At 75.4% G+C, this 22,730-nt stretch carries 21 protein-coding genes, 1 tRNA gene, 1 pseudogene and 1 riboswitch; of the genes and pseudogenes, 9 read left to right on the top strand and 14 right to left on the bottom strand.

Annotated features, from left to right (window positions below; genetic code table 11):
• Positions 1 to 69 precede the first annotated feature (69 nt).
• Positions 70 to 1,497 (top strand): ricin-type beta-trefoil lectin domain protein, encoded by a 1,428-nt coding sequence (locus CELF_RS12130; protein ID WP_013771556.1) that lies wholly within the window; start codon positions 70 to 72, stop codon positions 1,495 to 1,497.
• A 66-nt stretch (positions 1,498 to 1,563) separates the two neighbouring features.
• On the opposite strand, the gene CELF_RS12135 is transcribed toward CELF_RS12130, so the two are convergent.
• Positions 1,564 to 2,778, bottom strand: coding sequence for an AI-2E family transporter (locus tag CELF_RS12135; protein ID WP_013771557.1), 1,215 nt, complete (start codon positions 2,776 to 2,778; stop codon positions 1,564 to 1,566).
• A 164-nt stretch (positions 2,779 to 2,942) separates the two neighbouring features.
• Here CELF_RS12135 and CELF_RS12140 point away from each other — a divergent pair, with 164 nt between their 5' ends.
• The 3 genes from CELF_RS12140 (at position 2,943) to CELF_RS12150 (ending at position 6,086) form a co-directional block, all read left to right on the top strand.
• Positions 2,943 to 3,878: an oxidoreductase gene (locus CELF_RS12140; RefSeq protein WP_013771558.1), complete on the top strand. Its 936-nt coding sequence runs from the start codon at positions 2,943 to 2,945 to the stop codon at positions 3,876 to 3,878.
• 186 nt (positions 3,879 to 4,064) lie between these two features.
• Positions 4,065 to 5,342, top strand: coding sequence for an acyltransferase family protein (locus CELF_RS12145; RefSeq protein WP_013771559.1), 1,278 nt, complete (start codon positions 4,065 to 4,067; stop codon positions 5,340 to 5,342).
• Positions 5,343 to 5,351: 9 nt separating this feature from the next.
• Complete coding sequence (locus CELF_RS12150) at positions 5,352 to 6,086, top strand: phosphatase PAP2 family protein (protein WP_013771560.1); 735 nt, start codon at positions 5,352 to 5,354, stop codon at positions 6,084 to 6,086.
• 218 nt (positions 6,087 to 6,304) lie between these two features.
• On the opposite strand, the gene CELF_RS12155 is transcribed toward CELF_RS12150, so the two are convergent.
• From CELF_RS12155 to CELF_RS12190, 9 genes are all read right to left on the bottom strand, one after another.
• Positions 6,305 to 6,377: transfer RNA gene (locus tag CELF_RS12155), tRNA-Ala, on the bottom strand.
• 75 nt (positions 6,378 to 6,452) lie between these two features.
• Complete coding sequence (locus CELF_RS12160) at positions 6,453 to 7,148, bottom strand: histidine phosphatase family protein (protein ID WP_013771561.1); 696 nt, start codon at positions 7,146 to 7,148, stop codon at positions 6,453 to 6,455.
• Positions 7,145 to 7,528, bottom strand: coding sequence for a ribosome silencing factor (rsfS, locus tag CELF_RS12165; RefSeq protein ID WP_013771562.1), 384 nt, complete (start codon positions 7,526 to 7,528; stop codon positions 7,145 to 7,147). The genes CELF_RS12160 and rsfS overlap by 4 nt, the downstream gene beginning before the upstream one ends.
• A gap of 23 nt (positions 7,529 to 7,551) precedes the next feature.
• Positions 7,552 to 8,781: a hypothetical protein gene (locus tag CELF_RS12170; protein ID WP_041553473.1), complete on the bottom strand. Its 1,230-nt coding sequence runs from the start codon at positions 8,779 to 8,781 to the stop codon at positions 7,552 to 7,554.
• Entirely contained in the window at positions 8,778 to 9,377 is a 600-nt protein-coding gene (nadD, locus tag CELF_RS12175) for a nicotinate-nucleotide adenylyltransferase (protein WP_013771564.1), read from the bottom strand. The genes CELF_RS12170 and nadD overlap by 4 nt, the downstream gene beginning before the upstream one ends.
• A 22-nt stretch (positions 9,378 to 9,399) precedes the next feature.
• Positions 9,400 to 9,555, bottom strand: coding sequence for a hypothetical protein (locus tag CELF_RS20650; RefSeq protein WP_013771565.1), 156 nt, complete (start codon positions 9,553 to 9,555; stop codon positions 9,400 to 9,402).
• A 58-nt stretch (positions 9,556 to 9,613) separates the two neighbouring features.
• Positions 9,614 to 10,927, bottom strand: coding sequence for a glutamate-5-semialdehyde dehydrogenase (locus CELF_RS12180; RefSeq protein ID WP_013771566.1), 1,314 nt, complete (start codon positions 10,925 to 10,927; stop codon positions 9,614 to 9,616).
• 4 nt (positions 10,928 to 10,931) lie between these two features.
• A complete protein-coding gene (locus CELF_RS20005; protein ID WP_083835725.1) occupies positions 10,932 to 12,101 on the bottom strand; it encodes a GNAT family N-acetyltransferase in 1,170 nt (389 codons plus the stop codon).
• Positions 12,025 to 12,447 (bottom strand): rhodanese-like domain-containing protein, encoded by a 423-nt coding sequence (locus CELF_RS12190; RefSeq protein WP_013771568.1) that lies wholly within the window; start codon positions 12,445 to 12,447, stop codon positions 12,025 to 12,027. The genes CELF_RS20005 and CELF_RS12190 overlap by 77 nt, the downstream gene beginning before the upstream one ends.
• 233 nt (positions 12,448 to 12,680) lie before the next feature.
• A riboswitch (SAM riboswitch) is annotated at positions 12,681 to 12,790 on the top strand.
• A gap of 75 nt (positions 12,791 to 12,865) precedes the next feature.
• On the opposite strand from CELF_RS12190, the gene CELF_RS12195 reads away from it, so the two are divergent.
• The 3 genes from CELF_RS12195 to CELF_RS12205 are packed head-to-tail and all read left to right on the top strand — an operon-like array spanning position 12,866 to position 15,353.
• Positions 12,866 to 13,966, top strand: coding sequence for an ABC transporter permease (locus tag CELF_RS12195; protein WP_013771569.1), 1,101 nt, complete (start codon positions 12,866 to 12,868; stop codon positions 13,964 to 13,966).
• Positions 13,963 to 14,955, top strand: coding sequence for an ABC transporter permease (locus CELF_RS12200; protein ID WP_013771570.1), 993 nt, complete (start codon positions 13,963 to 13,965; stop codon positions 14,953 to 14,955). The genes CELF_RS12195 and CELF_RS12200 overlap by 4 nt, the downstream gene beginning before the upstream one ends.
• The gene (locus tag CELF_RS12205; RefSeq protein WP_013771571.1) at positions 14,952 to 15,353 is read left to right on the top strand and encodes an ATP-binding cassette domain-containing protein; all 402 of its coding nucleotides are present in this window, start codon (positions 14,952 to 14,954) and stop codon (positions 15,351 to 15,353) included. Before CELF_RS12200 ends, CELF_RS12205 begins: the two co-directional genes overlap by 4 nt.
• Here CELF_RS12205 and CELF_RS12210 read toward each other — a convergent pair.
• Positions 15,284 to 16,246 carry an IS481 family transposase gene (locus tag CELF_RS12210; RefSeq protein WP_013771572.1) on the bottom strand — a complete coding sequence of 321 codons (963 nt, stop codon included), beginning with the start codon at positions 16,244 to 16,246 and terminating at the stop codon, positions 15,284 to 15,286. The two genes, CELF_RS12205 and CELF_RS12210, sit on opposite strands and share 70 nt — an antisense overlap.
• 74 nt (positions 16,247 to 16,320) lie before the next feature.
• Between CELF_RS12210 and CELF_RS12215 the strand changes: the two are divergent.
• Both CELF_RS12215 and CELF_RS12220 read left to right on the top strand, forming a co-directional pair.
• A pseudogene (locus CELF_RS12215) lies at positions 16,321 to 17,829 on the top strand (dipeptide ABC transporter ATP-binding protein); the annotation flags it as partial.
• Positions 17,830 to 17,907: 78 nt separating this feature from the next.
• Complete coding sequence (locus CELF_RS12220) at positions 17,908 to 19,545, top strand: ABC transporter substrate-binding protein (RefSeq protein WP_013771574.1); 1,638 nt, start codon at positions 17,908 to 17,910, stop codon at positions 19,543 to 19,545.
• Positions 19,546 to 19,612: 67 nt separating this feature from the next.
• Here the strand turns inward: CELF_RS12220 and proB are convergent, their stop codons facing one another.
• The 3 genes from proB to rpmA form a co-directional block, all read right to left on the bottom strand.
• Entirely contained in the window at positions 19,613 to 20,779 is a 1,167-nt protein-coding gene (proB, locus tag CELF_RS12225; RefSeq protein WP_013771575.1) for a glutamate 5-kinase, read from the bottom strand.
• 62 nt (positions 20,780 to 20,841) lie between these two features.
• Complete coding sequence (gene obgE / locus CELF_RS12230; protein WP_013771576.1) at positions 20,842 to 22,365, bottom strand: GTPase ObgE; 1,524 nt, start codon at positions 22,363 to 22,365, stop codon at positions 20,842 to 20,844.
• 107 nt (positions 22,366 to 22,472) lie between these two features.
• Positions 22,473 to 22,730 (bottom strand): 50S ribosomal protein L27, encoded by a 258-nt coding sequence (rpmA, locus tag CELF_RS12235; RefSeq protein WP_013771577.1) that lies wholly within the window; start codon positions 22,728 to 22,730, stop codon positions 22,473 to 22,475.

Here is a 22,730-nt window from a genome sequence, read left to right on the forward strand (position 1 = left end):
CGGCGACGATGCCCGGCGGCCCGTGGACGGACGGCGGCGCGACGAGGCGACCGCAGATCGGAGTCCCCCTTGAGAGCAGCGACCCGTACGGCGGCCCTCGCGGCCGCCTCCCTGGCAGCCCTGGGCGCGGCAGTCCCCGCCGCCGTCGCCTCCCCCGCGGTCGGTCCCGCCGGCACCGCGGAGTTCCGCGGCGTCAACTGGGCGGACCCGCGCGACAACTACGCCGACGACGAGGTCGTCCCCTCCGGCCTGAGCACGGCCGACGACTACCGCGCCACCTACGCGAAGGCGTCGGCGACGGTCCTCGAGTTCCGCCACGAGCTGCGCGCGAACACCGTGCGCCTGCCGATCAACCCGTCGAGCGTCGGCACCGACTGGTGGGACTCGTACCGAGGTGCGATCGACGCGGCGACCCGGCACGGCTTCAAGGTCGTCCTCAGCTACTGGGAGGCCGACGACGCCAAGGACGGGCGCGCCGACGACCCGGCCGCCTTCGACGCGATGTGGGACACCGTCGTCGACACGTACGAGAACAACCCGAAGGTCTACTTCGAGCTCATGAACGAGCCGTTCGGCTACTCCCTCGACGAGTGGGTCGGCCTGAGCGCGGACTGGCTCGCCGACCACGACGACGTGCCACGCTCCCGCGTGATCGTCTCCGGCACGGGGTACAACGACGACGTCACCGGCGTCGGCGCGGCCCCCGAGCTCGACGGCACGCTGCTGTCCCTGCACTTCTACGGCTTCTGGGCGAACCACACGACCGAGGAGGAGTGGAAGGCCAACCTGCTGCCCCGCCTCGGCGACGTCGGCTGGCGCACGGTGGTCACCGAGGCCGGCTCGCCCATGACGACGGGCCTCAACTACGGCAACCACACGGGCGACGTCTCGACCGCCTACCTGGGCGCCCTGACCGAGGTCGCGCGCGACCAGGGCATCGGGCTCGTCTACTGGCCCGGCCTGCGCACGGGCGACTCCTACACGCTCACGGAGGAGGTCGCGCCCGGCGACCTCGAGGTCACCAACGCCTCCGGGCTGGCCCAGATCCAGTGGGGCTGGGGCCTGCGCAGGCACGAGGCGCTCAACGACCTGCCGCCCGCTCCCCCGGGCGAGCCGCTCGTCAGCGTGCACCACAGCACCGGCGGCGACGTCTGCCTGGACGTCCCGGGCGCGTCGACCGCGGCCGGCACGGTCCTCGGTCTGTGGTGGTGCAACGGCGGCGGCAACCAGTCGTTCGACGCGACCGCGGCCGGCGAGCTGCGGATCTACGGCGACATGTGCGTCGCGCCCGCGGGCGGGACGGCGGCGGGCGGTGCGGGCGTGGCGATCGTCGACTGCACGGGCAGTGCCGAGCAGCGCTGGACGGTCGGCGCGGACGGGACGATCGCGAGCGCGGCCGACCCGACGCTGTGCCTGACGACACCGGCCGACTCGTGGGGCGTCACGCTCGCCGCGTGCGTCGCCGGTGCGACGACGCAGCAGTGGACGCGCGGCTGAGCCGCTGACCCGACGGGGTGGTGGGTCCGGTGCACGGGCCCACCACCCCGTCCGGCGTCGTGCGGGTCAGCGCGTCGGCGTGGCTGCCCCGGCGCCCGGCTTCCCGGCGGCGCCACGGCGGTCCACCGTCTCCGGGCGCTTCTGCCGGGCGAACCGTGCCGGCAGCTCGGGCCCGTCCCACACCTGCACCGCACGCCAGATCGACGCGGCGATGGGCACCGCGAGCACCGCGCCGGTCAGCCCGGCGAGCACCGTGCCGGCGGTCAGGGCGACGAGGATCACGAGCGGATGCAGGCGCAGGGTGCGGCCCATGACGACGGGCTGCAGGAAGTCGCCCTCCACCTGGTTCACGACGACGACGATCGCCACGACGACGAGCGCCTCGACGGGCCCGAGGGCGACGAGCGCGACCAGGGCGGCCAGGATCCCCGCGATGGTGGCGCCGACGAGCGGCACGAACGCGAGGAGGAACACCAGCACGGACAGCGGGACGACGAGCGGGACGCCCACGATCGCGAGCCCGATGCCGATCGCGACCGCGTCGACGGCCGCGATGATCGCCGTGCCGCGCACGTACCCGCCGAGCGTGCTGATGGTGACGACGCCGACACGCTTGCCGCGCTCGTACCGGTGTCCCTCGAACGGCCGCAGGAGGAACTCCCAGATCACCGGCCCGTCCTTGAGGAAGAAGAACAGCACCACGACCATGATGAAGAACCCGGCGACGAAGTCGACGGTCTGCGAGACGCCCGCGATCGCCCCCGACCCGACGGCGTCGGACTGCAGCAACCCGGTCACGGACTCCCGGACGGACTGGAGCTGCTCCTCGCCCACCTCGAACGGCAGGCCCTGCACGTACCGCTGGAGCTCGTCGAACCCCTCGAGCGCCTGGTCGCGCAGCGTCCCCCACTGCCCGACGACCGCGCGGACGACGAGCCACAGCACGCCCGCCAGCACGGCGACGAGCGCGACGAGCGCGATCCACGTCGCGAGCAACGGCGGCACGCCGCGGCGTCGCAGGGCCCCGACCAGGGGCGAGATCGCCGCCGCGAGCACGAGCGCGATGAGCACCGGGATGACGACGAGCGTGAGCTGCGTGACGGCCAGCACCGCGACCGCGACGAGCGCCAGGACGGCCAGCACCTGCACCGACCGTGTGCCCGCACGACCGAGCCCGTCGGACCACAGCCCGGGGGCCCCCCGCGGCGGCTGCGGGGCGACAGGTGGCCTCACGTCGCGCCGTGGGGCGACGTCGCGCGGGCGTCGGGCGAACAGGGCCATCGAGGTCCTCCTCCTGCCAGGGCCGGGGCGGCCGTGGCTCTCGACGCTACGGGGCCTACGCCTGGCCCGCGCGCCCGGGGACGGACGGCTACCGTGACGTCGCACGCGCACGACGCGCCGGGGCGGCCTGCGCCACCGCGCGTGCGGACCGACGAGGAGGCCCGATGTCCGCCGCCTGGAGCACCCGCCACGTCGACCGGCTCGTCCCCGACCTGTCCGGACGCGTCGCCGTGGTCACGGGCGCCAACGGCGGCCTCGGTCGCGCGACCGCCCGCGTGCTGGGGGCGCACGGCGCGCACGTCGTGCTCGCGGCCCGGGACGTCTCCCGGGCGGACGCGGCGCGCGACGCGATCCTCGCCGAGCACCCGGGCGCGTCGCTGGCGACCGTCCGCCTCGACCTCGCGTCGCTCGCGTCGGTCCGGGACGCGGCGGCCGGCATCCTCGCCGACCACCCGCGCGTCGACCTGCTCGTCAACAACGCGGGCGTCATGGCGACCCCGTTCCGGACCACCGAGGACGGGTTCGAGCTGCAGCTCGGCGTCAACCACCTCGGCCACTGGGCCCTCACCGCGCTCCTCGTGCCCGCGCTGCTGCGCGCCCCGGCCGCGCGCGTGGTGAGCGTGACGAGCACGGCGCACCACGGCGGCGCGGTGCTCGACCCCGACGACCTGCTCTGGGCCGACCACTACGACCCGTGGCGCGCCTACTACCGGTCCAAGCTCGCCAACTTCCACTTCGCCCTCGGGCTCCAGCGCGCGTTCGCCGCCGCGGGCGCGCCCGCCGCGAGCCTCCTCGCCCACCCCGGCCTCGCCCGCACCGGCCTGCAGGAGACGACCGTCGCGAACGGCGGCGGCGGACGGTCGGCCGGGTTCTGGCTCGCGATGGTGCACCGCTTCGGCATGTCGGCCGAGGGCGGTGCGGTGCCCCAGCTGCGGGCCGCGACCGACCCGCACGCGCGGGGTGGCGAGCTCTACGCGCCGCGCTGGGTCAACGTCGGTCCCGCGGTCCGTCGCCCGGTGCTGCGCCGCGACGTCGACGCGGGCGTCCGGACGCTGTGGCGCGTCTCGGAGGACCTCACGGGCCTGCCGATGCCCGTCTGAGCGGGCCCGCTCCGCCCTCCGGAGGGGCTGTCCGGGGGTTGTCCGCCGTGCGGCGCCTCGGGGTGACCACCCCCTGTGTTCGGGGGTGGATCCGGTTCTGACCTGCGACGATCCTCGACAGGCTGGACGGGCACCCGACCGACGGGTGCCCGCGCGGGACACGCGCGCCACCGTCCGGAGCTCGCGTTGCCGACAGCCCTGCCGTCCTCCGTCCTGACTGCCCCCGCGACGACCGCCCGGCCGCCCGCGAGCGCCCCCGCACCCCGCGCACCCGTCCCCGCCCGCACCGGCGTGCGCCCGCAGCGCGACCCGTTCGTCGACGGCATCCGCGTCGCCGGCACGCTGCTCGTCGTCGCGCTGCACTGGCTCATGGTCGAGGCGACGTGGGACGGCCACGTGCTGCGCGTCGGCAACGCCCTCGCCCACGGCGACGCCTGGGTGCTCACGTGGCTCCAGCCGCTCCCCCTCCTCTTCTTCGCCGCCGGCGCCGCCGCCCGCTACGACCTGCTCCGCCACCCCGGCCGGCCGGGCTGGCGGTTCGCCGGTGCCCGGCTGCTGCGCATGGCGCGACCGGTCGCGGTCTTCGCCGTCGCGTGGGCCGGGATGCTCGTGCTGCTGCCGCGGCTGGGGGTCCCCGGCGCCGCGGTCGAGCGGGTCGCACGCATCGCACCCCAGCCGCTGTGGTTCCTCGCGGTCCAGCTCGGCCTGCTCGCCGTGACGCCGCTCGCGCTGCGCGTGCTCGCACGGTGGGGCCCGGTCCGGGTCCTGACGGTGCTCGTCGCCCTCCCGCTCGCGGCGGACGTCCTGCGGTTCTCCGACGTCGTGCCGACCGCGGGCCTGGTGAACGTGCTCCTCGTCTGGGCGGTGCCGTACGTCGGCGGGCTCGTCCACGCACAGCGACACGTCCGTGGCGCCACCACCGCCGGCCGCGCCAGGCTCTCCGCGGAGCGGACCGTCCTCGCCCTCCTCGTCGCCGCCGGGCTCGCCGCGACCGTCCTGCTGCTCGCCACCGGCCCCTACCCCGCGTCGCTCATCGGCATGCCCGGCGACGCGATCTCCAACCTCGGACCTCCCACGGCCCCCGTCGTCGGGTTCGCCGTCGCCCAGGTCGCCGCGGCGCTCCTGCTCCGGGACGCGATCGCCCGCTGGGCGTCACGCTCACGGGCGTGCCGGTGGGTCGGGCCCCGCGCGATGGGCCTCTACCTGTGGCACCTGCCGGCGATGTTCGCCGTCGCCGGCGTCGTCCTGCTCGCGGCGGACGGCGGCCTGCCCGAGCCGTGGACCGCCGCCTGGTGGCTGTCCCGCCCGCTGCACCTGACCGCCGCCGCCCTCGTCCTCGCCGCCCTCGTCACGTCCGCGACCCGCGTCGAGCGCCTGCTCACCGCCGGTGCCGGCCGCGCGCGTGCCGGACGCACGACGCGACCGCCTCTCGCACGGAGAGACGGGGCATTCCTTCGCGGCTAGCGTCGCTCCATGACGGACGAACCTCCCCTCGCACCACCGAGAACCTCGGGCATCGCGGCCCTGCGCTCCCGACCCGTGCTGTGGGCGGTCCTGCCGGGCGTCCTGCTCGTGGTCGCAGGGCTCTGGGTGTTCCTCGCCGTGCTCGACGGGGTGCAGGAGAAGGACGACCTGTGGGACCTTGACGAGCCCGTCCTGGACTGGTTGGTCGACCACCGCAGCGCCGGGTGGACGTCCGTCCTGGCAGCCATCACGTTCGTCACCGGGCCGACCGTCCTGCCGATCATCGTGCTGGTCGCCTGCGTGGTGTGGGGCCTGGTGCGCCACGAGTGGTGGCGGCCCGCGCTGCTCGCCGGGGCGATGGTCGCCTCCACGCTCATCAGCCTCGCGATCAAGGGCCTGGTCGCGCGGGAACGCCCGCCCGAGGAGACGATGTTCGTGCCGGGGGCGGAGACGACCGGGTCGTTCCCGTCCGGGCACACCATCGGGACGGCGACGTTCCTCCTGGTCGCCGGCTACCTCGTGTGCAGCCGAACCCCGACGGTCCCGCGGCTCGTGGCGTGGAGCGTGCTGACGGTCGTCGGCACCGCGGTGGTGGCGCTGAGCCGCCTGTACCTCGGCTACCACTTCCTCACGGACGTCGTCGCCGCCATCGCCCTCGCGATCACGGTCCTCGGAGGCGTCCTGGTCGTGGACCGGTTGCACACCCTCCACCGGCAACCCGAGGCGCTGCCCGTGCCGTCCTGACCCGAGACCCCGCGGTCTGCCCGGACGGCAGTGACGACCCGGGCCCGGTGCCGCCCGCGACGTCCGTCGTCACGACGACGAGCTGTCCGGGCAGGTGGTCGGGGCGGGGGCGGCGGACGCCGCTCGACGGCCGGACCGAGACATGTCCCCACACGTTCGAGGCCACGTCCGGCTCCTGTGTCCAGGATCCCGACGTGGCCTCTGACCTGCTACTTCGGTGGAGCTGAGGGGACTCGAACCCCTGACCCCCTGCATGCCATGCAGGTGCGCTACCAGCTGCGCCACAGCCCCGTTCCGAACCCACCGGAGCGGGTCCCACACCCTTGCGGGCGCTCGGAGAGTCTAGGACGAACCCCGGTCGATCTCCTAATCGGGGTCGCGCGTCTCGGCGTCCGCGTCGGACTCGCGCGTGTCCGGACCGGCGTTCCAGTCGGACGACGCGTCCGTGGGGCCGAGGTTGTAGCCCGTCAGACGCCAGGCGGTCCCGCCCTCGTGGGTCGTGGAGGACAGCTCCGCCCAGTGAGCGTTGAGCATGCCGGTGAACACGTGCAGCCGGTCCCCCAGGCCGAGCAGGCGCCCGACGGTCGAGGAGATCGCGGAGCCGTGCGAGACGACGACGAGCGTGTCGGAGCGGTCGAGCGCGGTGGCGTGCTCCTCGACGGCGACGCCCACGCGCTCGGCGACCTCGGCCCGGCTCTCCGCACCGACGCCGGCGGGCTCGCCGCCCGAGCGCCAGACGGCGAACTCGTCTGGCCAGCGCGCGACGATCTCGTCGCCCGTCAGGCCCTCCCAGATCCCGAACCCGCGCTCCCGCAGCCGCGGGTCGACGGCGAGGTCGAGACCCGCGCCGCGCGCGAGGAACTCGGCCGTGGCGTGCGCGCGGCTGAGGTCGGAGGTGACGACCTGCGTGGGCTCGTGGCGTGCGAGGAGGCGTGCGGCGGCCGTGCGGGCCTGCCAGCGACCGACGTCGTCGAGCGGGATGTCGACCTGGCCCTGCAGGCGCGCGGACGCGTTGTGCGCGGTCCGCCCGTGCCGCCAGAGCAGGAGGCGTCCGGCGGTCACGCCTCGTCGCCCGTGCCGTGCACGTCCGCAGGGAGCTCGATGAGCGGGCAGTCCTTCCAGAGCCGCTCGAGGGCGTAGTAGACGCGGTCCTCGGCGTGCTGCACGTGCACGACGACGTCGCCGAAGTCGATGAGCACCCAGCGCCCCTGGCTCTTGCCCTCGCGGCGCACGGGCTTGGAGCCGAGGTGGAACAGCGCCTCCTCGACGGCGTCGACGATCGCGCCGACCTGCCGCTCGTTGGTGCCCGACGCGATGAGGAACACGTCGGTCAGGACGAGCTGCTCGGACACGTCGAGCGCGATGATCTCCTGCGCCTTCAGGTCGGAGGCGGCGCGGGCCGCCGCCACGGCGAGCTCGACGGCACGTTCGGTCGCGGGCACGGGACTCCTCGGTTCGGGGTGGGTCAGGACACGGCGCCCGGCGGGCCGTCGACGACGGTCACCGTCGCGGACGCACCCGCCGTCCCCGGCTCGGCCGGGCGCGCGTTGTTGAGCAGCAGGACGATGAGGAAGCCGAGCACGAACGCGACGAGCGCGAGCACGATGAGGTGCAGCCACGTGTACGGGTGGCGCGGGCGCTCGTCGTCGTCGTCCTCGTCGTCGTCCTCGTCGTCGAGGTCACGGCCGGTCGACCGCAGCGGGTCGGGCCGCGCCGGGTCGGGCCGCGCCGGGTCGGGGCGCAGCGGGTCCGGGCGCGGGGTCTCGGACCGGGCGCCGAACGGCGACGGGACGTCGGTCGCGTCGGGCTTCGCGCCCCACGGCGTCGCCGCCGCGCCAGGCACGTCACCGGCGGGGACGGCGGCCGGCGCCGGCGCCACGGGAGCCGCGGCGGCCGGTCCGGGCCACGCCGGGGCGGGCGCGCCGTCGGGGCGGGCGTCGGTCCGCGGGGCCGCGGGGTTCCACGACGCGCTCGTCGACGGCGTCGGGCTCCACGTCGCCGGCGCGCCGGCGGCGGACGACGCCGACCACGACGGGTTCGCGGTGCGCGGCGGGTCCGCGGGAGCGGACTGCGCGGGCCGTCGCGCGGGCGGCTCGGGCGCGAGCGGGACGGGAGGGCTGGCCGGCGCGGCGGGCCGCGACGTGGCCGACCACGAGGACGGCGGCTGCTGCTGACCCTGCTGACCCCACGCGGGAGCGGCCGGGGCCGACGGGTAGGCGGGTCGCTCGGGCGGGGCCGTCGGTGCGGCCGGGGCCTGGTACGACGCGGCGGGCCGCTGGGCGGGCGCCCCGTAGCCCGGGCCGGCCGGGGCCGGACGCTGCGGCTGCGGCGCGTAGCCGGGGCCGCCCGCGGGCGGGCGGGCCGACGGCGGCGCGGACGGCGGCTGCTGCGCGGGCCGCGACGGCGGTGCGGTGGGCGCGGCGGGACGCGAGGTCGCGGTCGGCCACGCGGGTGCGGCGGGCTGTGCCTGCCCACCGGGGCGCGGGGCGCTCGTCGGGTCCAGCGACGTGTCACGGACCGAACGGCGGGACCGCGCGCTCTCCGCCTCCGTCGCGGCCGCGGACCACGACGGGACGCCGGGCGGGCCGTCGACCTGCTCGCGCATCGCGCGACGGGACGGGCTCGACATCGACGCGTCCTGCTCGGCGGCACGCTCGAGCTCGCGTCGCCGCCGCCGCTCTCCCGGTTCACTCATGACTGACCTCGATACAACCTGTGCTTCGCGATGTACTGGACGACCCCGTCGGGGACGAGGTACCAGACCGGCTGACCCGCACCTGCCCGTGCGCGGACGTCGGTCGAGGAGATCGCCAGGGCAGGGACCTCCAGGATGCTCACCCGGTCGGTGGGCAGGCCTTCGACGGACAACGCGTGCCCGGGCCGGGTGACCGCCACGAAGTGCGCCATGGCGAACAGCTCCTCGGCATCCTTCCACGTGAGGATCTGCTCGATCGCGTCCGCACCCGTGATGAAGTAGAGGTCGGCGTCCGGACGCTGCTCCTTGAGGTCGCGCAGCGTGTCGACCGTGTAGGTCAGGCCCGGGCGGTCGACGTCCACGCGACTCACGGTGAAGCGCGGGTTCGACGCGGTGGCGATCACCGTCATCAGGTAGCGGTGCTCCGCCACGGTGACGGTCTGGTCCTGCTTGAACGTGGGCTGCCCGGTCGGCACGAACACGACCTCGTCGAGCTCGAACCGTGCGGCGACCTCGCTGGCGGCCACGAGGTGCCCGTGGTGCACGGGGTCGAACGTGCCACCCATCACACCCAGGCGGGGCCGCCGCTGCGTCATCGGACCGGGACCTACGGCGCGCTCAGTGACGCGTCCCGACGCTCCGGAAGGCGAAGGTGAACAGGAGCATGGCGACGAGCCCGACGAACGCGCCGACGCCGAACACCACGGGCGGGAACGGCAGCTCGCTGCCGTGGGCGGCGGTCTCCTCGGCAGCGGCGATCAGGACGCTGTGCACGATGTTCCTCCTGGAGGGGTGAGCGGGAGCGACAAGTGTCGCACGGCGGGCTGTGCCGTCAGGGCCGGACGTGCCCCTCGCCCTGGACGACCCACTTGGTCGTGGTGAGCTCGGCGAGGCCCATGGGCCCGCGCGCGTGCAGCTTCTGGGTGGAGATGCCGATCTCCGCCCCGAGGCCCAGCTGGCCGCCGTCGGTGAAGCGGGTCGAGGCGTTCACCATGACGGCCGCGGAGTCGACCTCGGCGACGAACCGCTCGGAGGCGGCGAGGTCGCGCGTGACGATCGCCTCGGTGTGGCCCGAGCTCCACGTGCGGATGTGGTCGAGCGCCTCGTCGAGGTCGTCGACCACGCGGACGGCCAGGTCGAGCGACAGGTACTCCGTCGCCCAGTCCTCGTCCGTCGCCGGCACGGCGGCGACCTCCTCCGGCGCGAGCGCGAGCGTCGTCTCGTCGCCGTGGATCGTCACGCCCGCGTCCGCGAGGCACGCGAGCGCGACGGGCAGGAACTCGTCCGCGACCCCCCGGTGCACGAGCAGCGTCTCGGCGGCGTTGCAGACGCCCACGCGCTGCGTCTTGGCGTTGAGCAGGATCGGCAGGGCGACGGCCAGGTCGGCGCTCTCGTCGACGTAGACGTGCACGTTGCCGACACCCGTCTCGATGACGGGCACGGTCGACTCGCGCACGACGGTCGCGATGAGGTCCGCTCCCCCGCGCGGCACGAGCACGTCGACGAGCCCGCGCGCGTGCATGAGCGCGACGGCGCCCTCGCGGCCCCAGGCGTCGATGGACTGCACGAGGTCGCCGGGCAGCCCCCGCGTCTCGAGCGCCCGTGCCAGCACGCCGACGATCACCTCGTTGCTGGCCGCGGCCGCGGAGCCGCCGCGCAGGACGACGGCGTTGCCGCTCTTGAGCGCGAGCCCCGCGGCGTCGACCGTCACGTTGGGCCTGGCCTCGTAGATCATCCCGACGACGCCCATCGGGACCCGGAGCTGGCGCAGCCGCAGGCCGTTCGGGAGCGTCGAGCCGCGGACCACCTCGCCGACCGGGTCGGGCAGTGCAGCCAGCTCCCGCAGGGCGTCGGCGATCGCGACGACACGCTCGGGCGTGAGCGCGAGGCGGTCGAGCAGCCCGGCGGACAGCCCGTCGGCGCGGCCGCGCTCGAGGTCGCGCGCGTTGGCGGCGACGACCTCCTCCGTGGCGGCGACCAGGGCGTCGGCGAGCGCGTGCAGGGCCGCGTCCTTGGTCGCGCGCGTGGCGGTCGCGAGGGCCCGGGACGCGACCTTGGCGCGCTGCGCGACCGCACGGACCTGCGCCGGGACGTCCCGGCCGTCGGCGGCCTCGTCGTGCAGGGGGACGTCGAGCGATGCGGTCATCCCGTCAGGGTAGCCCCGGGTCGTCGTCCGAGGTCCGGGCCTTCCACGGTGCGGCGGCACGGTCGAGGTCGAGCCCGAACGCGAGCAGCGTGGCCCCGTCGACGACGCGCGTCTCCCGCTCGGGCAGGCGCGTGAAGCCGAGGCTCTCGTACAGGCGGTGCGCGCCCGTCATGGCCGGCCCGGAGCTCATCACCACGCGGCGCAGCCCACGCTCGCGCGCCAGCTCGACGGCGAACCGCGTGAGCAGCGCGCCCACGCCCCGTCGCCGCGCCTGCGGGGCCACGGCGAGCAGCCGGAAGTCCAGCTCGCCGTCGCGGCCGAGCGGCGAGATGTGCGCGCCGGGCCGCGGCGTCGCGACGGTACCGAGCAGGTCGCCCGTGACCCGGTCCTGCGCGACCCAGACCTCGTGCTCACGGGCGCGCGTCGCGACGTCGGCGACCGACGCCCGGTACGAGTCGGTGAGCTCGTGGTCGTGTGCGTAGGCCTCGACCGACAGGCGTGCGACGGCGTCGTGCTCGTGCGGGGCGATCCGGCGCACCGGCACGCCCGGCCGCACGAGGGAGTGCACGAGGACGACGAGCCTGCCGACCCCGGGCACCACGGCACTCTCCCGCGTCGGCGTGCGCTCGAACCCGAGGCGCTCGTAGAGACGCTGCGCGCCGACGTTGCGTGCGCCCGTGTCGAGCACGACGGCCCGCACGCCCCACCCGCGGGCCCGGTCCACCGCCGCGACGACGAGCGCCGCGCCCGCACCGTGCCCCTGTGCGCCCGGCTCGACCGCGAGCAGACGGATCTCGGCCTCGTCCCCCCCCGCGCCTGCCGCGTCAGCCCGTGACCGGGCCGCAGCAGGCTGACCGTGCCGACCAGCCGGCCGTCGGCCGTCGCGACGAGCAGGTCCCCCGCGCTCGCCCGGGCGCCCGCGTCGAGCATGAGGCGGACCCGTGCGGGGTCGGTCGCGGCGCCGTACGGTCCGGCGTCGAACGCGCGCCGCGTCAGCATCCCGACCGCCTCGAGCTCGTCGGCCCGGGCGGTGCGGATCTCGAGCGCAGGCGCGCCGACGGTCGGCGACGCAGGCGCACGGGCGCCCGTCGGTGCGGTCACCGGATGCTCGTCGCGGCGCCGTCGTCGGCCTGCTCGACGGGCAGCCCGGCGTCGCGCCACGCCGGTGCCCCACCCTCGACGTGCACGACGTCCGTGAAGCCCTTGTCCCGCAGCGCGGCCGCGACCGGACCGGAACCCCGGACCGAGCCGCAGACCACGACGACGGGCGTGTCGAGCGACAGGGCCGGCACGACCCGCGCCGCCGAGTCGAGGTCGAAGGCCGTGTCGACCGCGTACCGGTCGACGACCGTCGCCCCCGGCAGGCTGCCCGTGGTGGCGCGGCCGGCGTCGCTGCGGACGTCGACGAGAACCGCTCCCGCCGCGACGCGCTCGGCCGCCTCGCCGGGGCTCACGAGGGGGGCGAGGGCACCGGCCTCGTCGAGGCTGAGGTCCTGGGCGGGGGCGGTGGATCGAGTCATGCCGGGCTCCTCGTGCAGCGGTGCGGCGGATGCCGTGCGGGCGGGCGGTCGAACGGCGGTCTGGGCGGGACGCACGCTCCGACGGCACTCCGCCCGCGTCAAGGGGCGGCCGGAGTCGTCTCGCAGGTCAAGACCCAGCGCGTGCACCGTGTCCGCGAGCGGCCCTTTCCGCATCGTGAGACAGCGACGACCACCCATTGACCGCCCCGACGGCCGTTCCTACCTTCACCGCCGGTCACGAGACCCGACGTCAAGCCCTGGCTGGTCGGGCGGCAACCCTCCGCACGTGGCGGGGTGCTCCAGGTGATGACCCGGCACGGCTTCGGCCGTGCAAGCACGCCGCCCGCCCTCGCGCGCCACCTCGGCGCACCGAAGGAGTCCGCATGACCACCGCCCCGCACCGTCCGGCGGCCACGCCGTGACGCGCTACCTGGTCCGTCGGCTCGGCCTCGCCCTGCTCGTCCTGTGGGCCGCGTACACGGTGTCGTTCCTCGTCCTGTACGCGCTGCCCGGCGACCCCGTGTCGGTCATGTTCGGCGGCGAGTCGAACGACGTCACACCCGAGCAGCTCGACGCGCTGCGCGCGGAGTACGGGTTCGACCAGCCGCTCGCCGCGCAGTACGTGAGCCGGCTGCTCGACGCGCTGCGCGGTGACCTCGGCACGTCGGTCGTGAGCAAGCAGCCCGTGACGACGCTGCTCGCACAGGCGCTGCCGCCGACCGCCGCGATCGCGGGCGCAGCCCTGCTGCTCGCGGTCGTCGGAGGCGGCTCGCTCGCGATCCTCGCGACCGCGACCCGCAGCCGCGCGCTCGCCGGTCTCTTGCAGTCGCTTCCGCCGCTCGGGGTCGCGATCCCGTCGTTCTGGTTCGGCCTGACGCTCGTGCAGTGGTTCTCGTTCCAGCTGCCGCTGTTCCCGGCGCTCGGCAACCAGGGGCTCGCCTCGGTCGTCCTGCCCGCCGTCACGCTGGCGCTGCCGACGTCGGCGGTCGTCGCCCAGCTGCTGTCCCGCAGCCTGCTGCACACGCTGCACGAACCGTACGTCGACACCGCGGTCGCCAAGGGCGCGGGGCGGGCCCGCGTGCACCTGCGGCACGCGCTGCGCAACGCGGCGCTGCCCGCCCTCACCGCGACGGGCCTCGTCGTCGGCGGGCTGCTGTCCGGCGCCGTCGTCACGGAGACCGTCTTCTCGCGCGCCGGGATCGGGCGTCTCACCGCCACGGCCGTCGCCGCACAGGACATCCCCGTGGTGCAGGGCGTCGTGCTCGTCGCCGCGACGGTGTACGTGCTCGCGAACCTCGCGGTCGACGTCGTCTACCCGCTGCTCGACCCGCGCATCGTCGCCGCCGGCCGTGCGGTCCCCACGACGGACGACGCGGGGCGCGACGACGCGCGCGACGACACCGCGGCCGGCGCGTCGGCCGGCCCGGGCCGCGGCACCGACCCCGCCCACGACGCCCACGGCCCGGATGCCGACGCGCTCGTCGGTGTCGCGCCGCACGCCGCCGGAGGACCGCGATGAGCTCGCTCGACAGCCTCACCGGCGCGCAGACCCGCCGCCCCGACGGGTTCGTCCCCACCGCGCTCGACCCCGACGCGCGCGCCGACGACTTCACCACCACCGCGGCCGAGCGGTTCGCCGACGCGGTGCGCGCGCACGACGACGAGCTCACGCACCGCGGCCCGTGGCGCACGCGCCTCGAGGACCTCGGGCGACGTCCCGGCCTCGTGCTCGCGCTGCTCTGGTCGCTCGCGGTGCTCGTCGCCGCGTTCGTGCCGACCCTGCTCGCACCCGGCGACCCGCTGTCCGGCGTGCCGGCCGACAAGCTCCAGCCGCCGTCCGGGGCACACTGGTTCGGCACCGACCAGCTGGGCCGCGACCTCTACACGCGCGTCGTCCACGGCACGCAGCTCACGCTGCAGGCGGCGCTCGTCGCGGTGCTCGTCGGCCTCGTCGTCGGCGCGCTGATCGGGCTCGTCGCCGGCTTCGTCGGCGGGCTCGTGGACGACGTCGCGATGCGCGTCGTCGACGTGCTGCTGTCGATCCCGGCGCTGCTGCTGTCGCTCGCGCTCATCACCGTCCTCGGGTTCGGGTCCGTGAACGTCGCGATCGCCGTCGGCCTCGCGAACGTCGCGTCGGTGTCGCGGATCATGCGCTCCGAGGTGCTGCGCGTGCGCACGTCCGGGTACGTCGAGGCGGCGCAGGCCGGCGGCAGCCCCTGGTGGACGGTCCTGCTCGGCCACGTGCTGCCCAACTCCGTCGGCCCGGTCGTCGTGCTCGCGGCGCTCGAGCTCGGCGCCGCCGTGCTGGCCGTGTCGTCGCTGTCGTTCCTCGGCTACGGCGAGCCACCGCCCGCACCCGAGTGGGGCGCGCTCGTAGCCGGCGGGCGCGACCACCTGCGTACCTCGTGGTGGCTCACGACGCTGCCCGGCCTCGTCATCGTCGCGACCGTGCTCGCCGCCGGCCGCGTCTCGCGCGCGCTCGACGGCGACCCCGGGAGGAACCGATGACCGTCACCGTCCCCGCCCCGCACGGCACCGGCACCCCCGCGCCCGAGCGGCTGCTCACCGTGCGCGACCTGGCCGTCACCTACCGGACCCGGCGCGGCGACGTGCACGCGGTGCGCGACGTCTCGCTCGAGGTCGACGCCGGCCGCACCGTCGCCGTGGTCGGCGAGTCCGGCTCCGGGAAGTCGACGACCGCCGCCGCCGTCACGCGGCTGCTCGCACCCGGCGCGCTCATCGAGCGCGGCACCGTCGACCTGCTGGGCCACGACCTGGCCACGGCGTCGCCCCGCACGCTGCGCACGGTCCGGGGCGCGCTAGTTGTACTCGGCCGTCAGGTTGGTGACAGTCGGCTGACGGGTGGGAGTCCGCCCAGGGCGTTGTGGCGTCGTCGAGTGTTGTAGTGCTCGAGCCAGGGGGCAAGGGCGGCGGCTCGTTCGTCGTTGGTGGTGAAGACCTGCCGGTAGGCCCACTCAGTCTGCAGAGTGCGGTTCAGTCGCTCGACCTTGCCGTTCTGCCAGGGGCAGTGCGGGCGGATGAAGACCTGCTTCGCGCCGAGGTCGGCGGCGACGTCGCGCAGTGACCAGCGGTGGGCCCAGGCGTTGTCGGTCATGATCCGCTCGATCCGGGTGATGCCGTGAGCGGCGAAGTAGGCCGCGGCGCGCGTCACGAACCCCGCGCAGGTGGCGCCTTTCTCGTCCGCGAGGATCTCGGAGTAGGCGAGCCGGGAATGGTCGTCGACCATGGAATGGACGTAGTCGAAGCCGATGGGGTCGTCCCGGTGCCGGTCGGCGACGTCGCGGCCCAGGGCGCGCCAGCCGCCGCCGTCGGGGATGCGCCCGAGCTTCTTGACGTCGACGTGGACCAGCTCGCCGGGCCGGTCGCGTTCGTAGCGGACCGCGGTGGCCTTGCTGGCCCGGACGACCTGGCCGGTCAGCGGGTCCAGGTCGCGCAGCAACGGCATCCCGCGCCGGCGCAGCACCCTGGTGATCGTGCGCGCCGGGACACCCAGGGCCGCGCCCAGCACGTCCGGCCCTGACCGGTCACGTGCTCGCGCCGCGCAGATCGCGTCCTCCAGGGCGGCCGGTGTCCTGCTCGGGCTCGTCCGCGGCCGTGACGACCTGTCCACGAGACCGTCGGCCCCCTCGGCGCGCCAGCGCCAGACCCATCGGTAACCGGTCTGGCGGGCGATCCCGAGCTCGTGGGCGACGTGAGCGACCGGTCGACCCTGATGCACGACGCGGTCGATCAGCAGCTGGCGGCCACGCAGATTCAGTCGGGCGTTAGCGTGAGGCACGAGAACCTCCGGGTGGGTGTGGGCCTTCGACAAGCCACAGCCCAACCGGAGGTTCTCCTGTCGTCAACGGCCCCCGACGTCACCAACGTCCCGGCCGAGTACAGCTAGTCGGGCTCGTGCCGCAGGACCCGACCGTGTCGCTCAACCCGGTCAAGCGCGTCGGCGAGCAGGTCGCCGAGGTGCTCGTCGTCCACGGCCTGGCCGACCGGCGCGCCGCCGCGCTCGAGGCCGTCGAGGCGCTGCGGCGCACGGGACTGCCCGAGCCCGAGGTCCGGGCCCGCCAGTACCCGCACGAGCTGTCGGGCGGCATGCGGCAGCGCGTCCTGATCGCGATCGCGCTCGTCGCGAAGCCGCGCCTGCTCGTGGCCGACGAGCCCACGTCCGCGCTCGACGTCACCGTCCAGCGCCGCATCCTCGACCACCTCGACGACCTCACCGCCGCGACCGGCACGGGCGTGCTGCTCATCACGCACGACCTGGGCGTCGCGGCCGACCGTGCCGACCGGATCGTCGTCATGGCACAGGGCCGCGTCGTCGAGGCGGGCACGCCCGACGAGGTGCTCGGCGCGCCGCGCGAGGCGTACACGCGCGCGCTGCTCGCCGCGGCGCCGTCGCTGCGCAGCGCCCGGAGGACGCCACCGGACCGCCGGGGCACCCCGCCCCGCGAGGTGGCGGAGGTCGACGGAACCGCCGACGCACCGGCGCAGCGCCGCGGGCACCGCGCGGGTGACGCCGCCAGCGCGACGCCGACGGACCTCGCCGCGCGCCCCGGCGCTCCCGCCCCGCCGGCCCTCGAGGCACGCGGCCTCGCCAAGGACTTCCCGCTGCCTGGCCGCGGCGGGGTGCTGCGCGCGGTGGACGACGTGTCGTTCGCCGTGCCGCGGGGCCGCACGCTCGCGCTCGTCGGCGAGTCCGGCTCGGGCAAGTCGACGACCGCCCGCCTCGTGCTGCGGCTCGCCGAGCCGACCGCAGGCACGGTCCACGTGGACGGCGCCGACGTGACCCGCGCCCGGGGCGCGGCGCTGCGCGCCCTGCGTCGGCGCCTGCAGGTCGTGCAGCAGAACCCGTACGCGTCGCTCGACCCGCGCTGGTCGGTCGGGCGGATCGTCACCGAGCCGCTGCGCGCGTTCGGCGTGGGCGACCGGCGCTCGCGCGCGACGCGCGCCGCCGAGCTCCTCGACCTGGTCGCGCTGCCGCCGTCGGCGCTGCACCGGCGCCCGGCCGAGCTCTCGGGCGGTCAGCGGCAGCGCGTCGCGATCGCCCGGGCGCTGTCCGTCCGGCCCGACATCGTCGTGCTCGACGAGCCGGTCTCGGCGCTCGACGTGTCCGTGCAGGCGCAGATCCTCGACCTGCTCGCCGAGCTCCAGCGCGACCTCGACGTGTCGTACCTGTTCATCTCCCACGACCTGGCCGTGGTCCGGCAGGTCGCGCACGACGTCGTCGTGCTTCGCCACGGGCGCGTCGTCGAGCACGGCGCGGTCGAGCACGTCTTCGTGCAGCCCGAGCACCCGTACACCGCGGAGCTGCTGGCGGCGATCCCCGGCTCCGCGGTCCGCGGTCGTGCCCGAGGGGGTGAGCGATGACCGCCTGTCGTCCCGGCCGCCGTCTCCCCCGGCGCTGAGCGCCGCCCTCGTCCCGACCCGCACCACCTGGAGAGAGTCATGCCCCTGTCCCCCACCCCGGCCCGCGCGCTGCGCGCCGCCGCGTCCGCCCTCGCCCTCGGCCTCGCGCTCGCCGCCTGCGGCACGTCCGCCGAGCCCGCCGCCGCACCGTCCGGCTCCGCGTCCGACGCACCCGTCGACGGCGGCGACCTCGTCCTCGCGATCGGCAACGACCCGATCTCCCTCAACCCGTCCGGCATCGGCTCCGGCAACGACACGCTCTACGTCACGCGCCAGCTCGTCGACTCGCTGCTCTGGCAGGACCCGGCGGACGGCTCGCTCGAGCCGTGGCTCGCGACCGAGTGGTCCTCGAGCGCGGACGCGACCGAGCACACGTTCACCCTGCGCGACGACGTCACGTTCTCGGACGGCACCCCGCTGACCGCCGAGTCGGTCAAGGCGACGTTCGACGACATCGTCGCCGCGGGCGCCAAGAGCGGTGCCGCGCCGTCCTTCGTCGGCTACGTCGGCACGACGGTCGTCGACGAGCACACCGTCACGGTCGCGTTCTCGGCGCCCAACGCCGCGTTCCCGCAGGCGACGAGCACGGTCGCGCTCGGGGTCGTCGGGGCGGCCACGCTCGCGGTGCCGTTCGACGACCGCGCGAGCGGCACCGGCGTCGTCGGCTCGGGCCCGTTCGTCCTCGACCACTACACGAAGGACACCGAGACGGTCCTGACGGCGCGCACGGACTACGCGTGGGGCCCCGACGCACGCAGGGGCGCCGGTGCGCCGCACCTCGACTCCGTGACGTTCCAGGTCGCGCCCGAGGCGGGCGTCCGCACCGGCTCGCTCACGTCCGGGCAGGTCGACGTCATCGGCGGCGTCCAGCCGACCGACATCGCGACGCTCGAGCAGTCCGGCTATCCGCTCGTGCACCGTGCGAACCCGGGCATCACGTTCGGCCTGACCTTCAACGGCGCGTCGCCGATCGGCAGCGACCCCGCGGTACGCGAGGCGATCGCCCTGGCCGTCGACCCGACCGAGATCCGCGACACGGCCCTCGTCGACGGCTTCGCGGTCGCGACGAGCGTGCTCGCGAGCACGACGCCGGGCGTCGCCGACGTCAGCGAGCACCTCGTCACCGACCCCGAGGGGGCGGCCGAGGTCCTCGAGGACGCCGGGTGGGACAAGGGAGCCGACGGCATCTACGCGAAGGACGGCGTGCGGCTCACGCCGACCCTCGTCTGGATCACCAACTTCTCGCCCAACCAGACGGCCGTCGAGCTGATCCAGGCCGAGCTCAAGGCCGTCGGCATCGAGGTGACCCTCTGGTCGGGCGCCGTGCCGGACTTCCAGGCGAAGCTCAGGTCCGGCGACTTCGACCTCGTGTGGGGGAACCTGTCCCGCGCCGACGGCGACGTCCTGCGCACGCAGTACTCGACGGCAGCGACGAACTTCTACCGGATCGACGACCCGACGCTCGAGGGCCTCCTCCAGGAGCAGCTCGCGGTCTCCGACCCGGCCGAGCGTGACGCCGTCCTCGCGCAGGCTCAGGAGCGTCTCGTGTCCGAGCACTGGGTCCTGCCTGTGCACGAGCTCACGACGTACCTCGGCCTGTCGCCCGACCTGCACGGCGTCGAGCTCGGCGCGGACTCGCGCCTCGACCAGCTGACGACGGCCTGGCTGGCCGGCTGACGCCACGCCCGCTGCACACCGACGGCCCGCCGGAGCACCCGGCGGGCCGTCGTGCGTCGCGCCCCGATCAGGCCCCGGCCGTGGGGGCCTTGCGGCGGCGCAGCAGCACCAGGTCGTCGCGGTGGACGAGCGCGCGGTCGTACCCCGGGCCGAGCGCGGCGCGCAGGTCCGACGTCGAGCGCCCCAGCAGGCCCGGCACCTCGTCGGACGCGTACGCGACGAGCCCTCGCGCCACGACGACGCCGTCCGGCCCGACGAGCTCCACGGGGTCGCGCGCCTCGAACGTCCCCTCGACGCCCGTGACGCCCGCGGGCAGCAGCGAGGTGCGCCGCTCGACGACCGCCCGCACGGCACCCTCGTCGAGCACGAGCTTGCCGTGCGTGCGCGCGGCGTGCGCGAGCCACAGCAGGCGGATCGAGGACCGGCGCCCGGTCGCGGCGAACCACGTGCCGACGTCCTGCCCGTCGAGCGCGGCGCCGGCCTGCGCCGCGGACGTCAGCACGACGGGGATGCCCGAGTGGGTCGCGATGGCCACCGACTCGAGCTTCGTCACCATGCCGCCCGTGCCGACCGCGCTCCCCCGCGACGCCACGTCGATGCCGTCCAGGTCACGCGGACCGGCCACGTGGGTGATCCGCCGCGACCCGGGCCGCGACGGCGGGCCGGTGTAGAGCGCGTCGACGTCGGTGAGCAGCACGAGCGCGTCGGCGTGCACGAGGTGCGACACGAGCGCCGCGAGCCGGTCGTTGTCGCCGAACCGGATCTCGTCCGTCGCGACCGCGTCGTTCTCGTTGATGACGGGTACGACCCCGAGGTCGAGCAGACGCGTGAGCGCACGGTGCGCGTTGCGGTAGTGGCCGCGACGCACGGTGTCCTCGGCGGTGAGCAGCACCTGCCCGACGCGCAGCCCGTGGTCGGCGAAGGCCTTCGTGTAGTGCGCGACGAGCAGCCCCTGCCCCACCGACGCGGCGGCCTGCTGCGTCGCGAGGTCCCGCGGCCGCGCGGCGAGCCCCAGCGGTCCGATCGCGGCCGCGATCGCACCCGACGACACGAGAACCACCTGGCCGCCGGCGAGGCGGCGGGCGGCGAGCACGTCGACGAGCGCGCGCAGCCGGTCGGGGTCCAGCCGGCCGTCCGGGCTGGTGAGCGACGACGAGCCGACCTTGACGACCACGCGCGCCGCGTCGGGCAGCTGGCCTCGGGCGAGCAGGGGGGCGGCGGTCACGCGGTGCATTCTGCCCCGCGTGACCGCCTCACCTGCGCAGCATCCGCTCGCCGGACGACGCGCACCCGTGGTCAGTCGTCGCGCTCGGGGTCCGTCCAGACGCCGTGCTGCCGCTCGGTCCACAGCTCGTCGCGCGCGGCCGCCTTGGCGTCCATGCGCTCCTTGTACTCATGGCGCTTCTCGCCGCGCGTCGGGCGCGAGCGGTCCTCGAGCCGCACGTCGGTGCCGCGCGGCCCGCCGAGCAGCTCGGCCCCGGTGCTGAGCGTCGGCTCCCAGTCGAAGACGACCGCGTTCGTGTCGGGGCCGATGCGCACCTCGTCGCCCGCGACGGCACCCGCCGCGAACAGCTTCTCCTCGACCCCGAGTCGCGCGAGCCGGTCCGCGAGGTACCCGACGGCCTCGTCGTTCGCGAAGTCGGTCTGCCGCACCCAGCGCTCGGGCTTCTCCCCGCGCACCGCGAACCACACGGCGCCGCCACCCGTGCGCCGCGTGACGGTGAACCCGGAGTCGTCGACGGCCTTCGGCCGCAGGACGACGCGCGTCGCCTCGGGCGGTGGCGACTCCCGCCGCGCACGCTCGACGCGCTCGGCGAGCGCGAACGTCAGCGGACGCAGGCCCTCGTGGCTCGCGGTCGACACCTCGAACACCGGCAGGCCGCGCGCCTCGAGCTCGGGGCGCACGAGGTCGGCGAGGTCGCGCGCCTCGGGCACGTCGATCTTGTTGAGCACGACGACCCGCGGGCGCTCGGTGAGCGGCACGCGGCCGCCCTCGATGCCGAGGTCCCCGGCGTAGGACGCGAGCTCGGCCTCGATGACGTCGAGGTCGGAGACCGGGTCACGATCGGGCTCGAGCGTCGCGCAGTCGAGCACGTGCACGATGACCGCGCACCGCTCGATGTGCCGCAGGAACTCCAGGCCCAGGCCGCGCCCCTGCGAGGCGCCGGGGATGAGCCCGGGCACGTCGGCGACGGTGTACCGCGAGGAGCCGGCCTGCACGACGCCGAGGTTCGGCACGAGCGTGGTGAACGGGTAGTCCGCGATCTTGGGGCGGGCGGCCGAGATCGCGGCGACGAGGCTCGACTTGCCGGCGCTCGGGTACCCGACGAGCGCGACGTCCGCGATCGTCTTGAGCTCGAGCACGACGTCCTGCGTCTCGCCCGGCTCGCCGAGCAGCGCGAAGCCGGGGGCCTTGCGGCGCGGCGAGGACAGCGCGGCGTTGCCGAGGCCCCCGCGCCCGCCCGCGGCGGCGACGTACCGCGCGCCGACGCCGACGAGGTCCGCGAGCACCTCGCCGTCGGGGCCCTTCACGACGGTGCCGTCGGGGACGCCGAGCACCAGGTCCGGGCCCGTCGCGCCCTGCCGGTGGTCGCCCATCCCCTGCGTGCCGGACGCGGCGCGCCGGTGCGGCAGGTGGTGGAACTCCAGCAGGGTGGTGACCTGCGGATCCACCTCGAGGATCACCGACCCGCCGTTGCCCCCGTTGCCCCCGTCGGGGCCGGCCAACGGCTTGAACTTCTCCCGGTGGATGGACGCGCACCCGTGCCCACCGTCACCGCCGGTCGCGTGCAGCACGACCCGGTCGACGAACGTCGCCACGGCAGGCCTCCTGTCCTCCGTCGCTCACCGACGGCTCTCGTGATCGTCACACGACGAAGGGGCGCACCGCACCGGTGCGCCCCTTCGTCGACTACGTGTGTGTGGTCTCAGGCCTCGACCGAGACGATGTCGACGACCTTGCGGCCGCGACGCGTGGCGAACGCCACCGCACCGGCGGTCAGCGCGAACAGCGTGTCGTCGCCGCCACGGCCCACGTTGTTGCCGGGGTGGAAGTGCGTGCCGCGCTGGCGGACGATGATCTCGCCGGCCTTGACGACCTGACCGCCGAAGCGCTTGACGCCGAGGCGCTGCGCGTTGGAGTCGCGACCGTTGCGCGAGGAGCTCGCGCCCTTCTTGTGTGCCAT

It is taken from the genome of Cellulomonas fimi ATCC 484, assembly GCF_000212695.1.
GTDB lineage: Bacteria > Actinomycetota > Actinomycetes > Actinomycetales > Cellulomonadaceae > Cellulomonas > Cellulomonas fimi.

Excerpts from the sequence above, each read along its gene's own strand:
- CELF_RS12135 (WP_013771557.1), bottom strand. The coding sequence starts at position 2,778 with ATGGCCCTGTTCGCCCGACGCCCGCGCGACGTCGCCCCACGGCGCGAC.
- CELF_RS12140 (WP_013771558.1), top strand. The coding sequence starts at position 2,943 with ATGTCCGCCGCCTGGAGCACCCGCCACGTCGACCGGCTCGTCCCCGAC.
- CELF_RS12150 (WP_013771560.1), top strand. The coding sequence starts at position 5,352 with ATGACGGACGAACCTCCCCTCGCACCACCGAGAACCTCGGGCATCGCG.
- CELF_RS12170 (WP_041553473.1), bottom strand. The coding sequence starts at position 8,781 with ATGAGTGAACCGGGAGAGCGGCGGCGGCGACGCGAGCTCGAGCGTGCC.
- nadD (WP_013771564.1), bottom strand. The coding sequence starts at position 9,377 with ATGACGCAGCGGCGGCCCCGCCTGGGTGTGATGGGTGGCACGTTCGAC.
- CELF_RS12180 (WP_013771566.1), bottom strand. The coding sequence starts at position 10,927 with ATGACCGCATCGCTCGACGTCCCCCTGCACGACGAGGCCGCCGACGGC.
- CELF_RS12190 (WP_013771568.1), bottom strand. The coding sequence starts at position 12,447 with ATGACTCGATCCACCGCCCCCGCCCAGGACCTCAGCCTCGACGAGGCC.
- CELF_RS12200 (WP_013771570.1), top strand. The coding sequence starts at position 13,963 with ATGAGCTCGCTCGACAGCCTCACCGGCGCGCAGACCCGCCGCCCCGAC.
- CELF_RS12205 (WP_013771571.1), top strand. The coding sequence starts at position 14,952 with ATGACCGTCACCGTCCCCGCCCCGCACGGCACCGGCACCCCCGCGCCC.
- CELF_RS12220 (WP_013771574.1), top strand. The coding sequence starts at position 17,908 with ATGCCCCTGTCCCCCACCCCGGCCCGCGCGCTGCGCGCCGCCGCGTCC.
- proB (WP_013771575.1), bottom strand. The coding sequence starts at position 20,779 with ATGCACCGCGTGACCGCCGCCCCCCTGCTCGCCCGAGGCCAGCTGCCC.
- rpmA (WP_013771577.1), bottom strand. The coding sequence starts at position 22,730 with ATGGCACACAAGAAGGGCGCGAGCTCCTCGCGCAACGGTCGCGACTCC.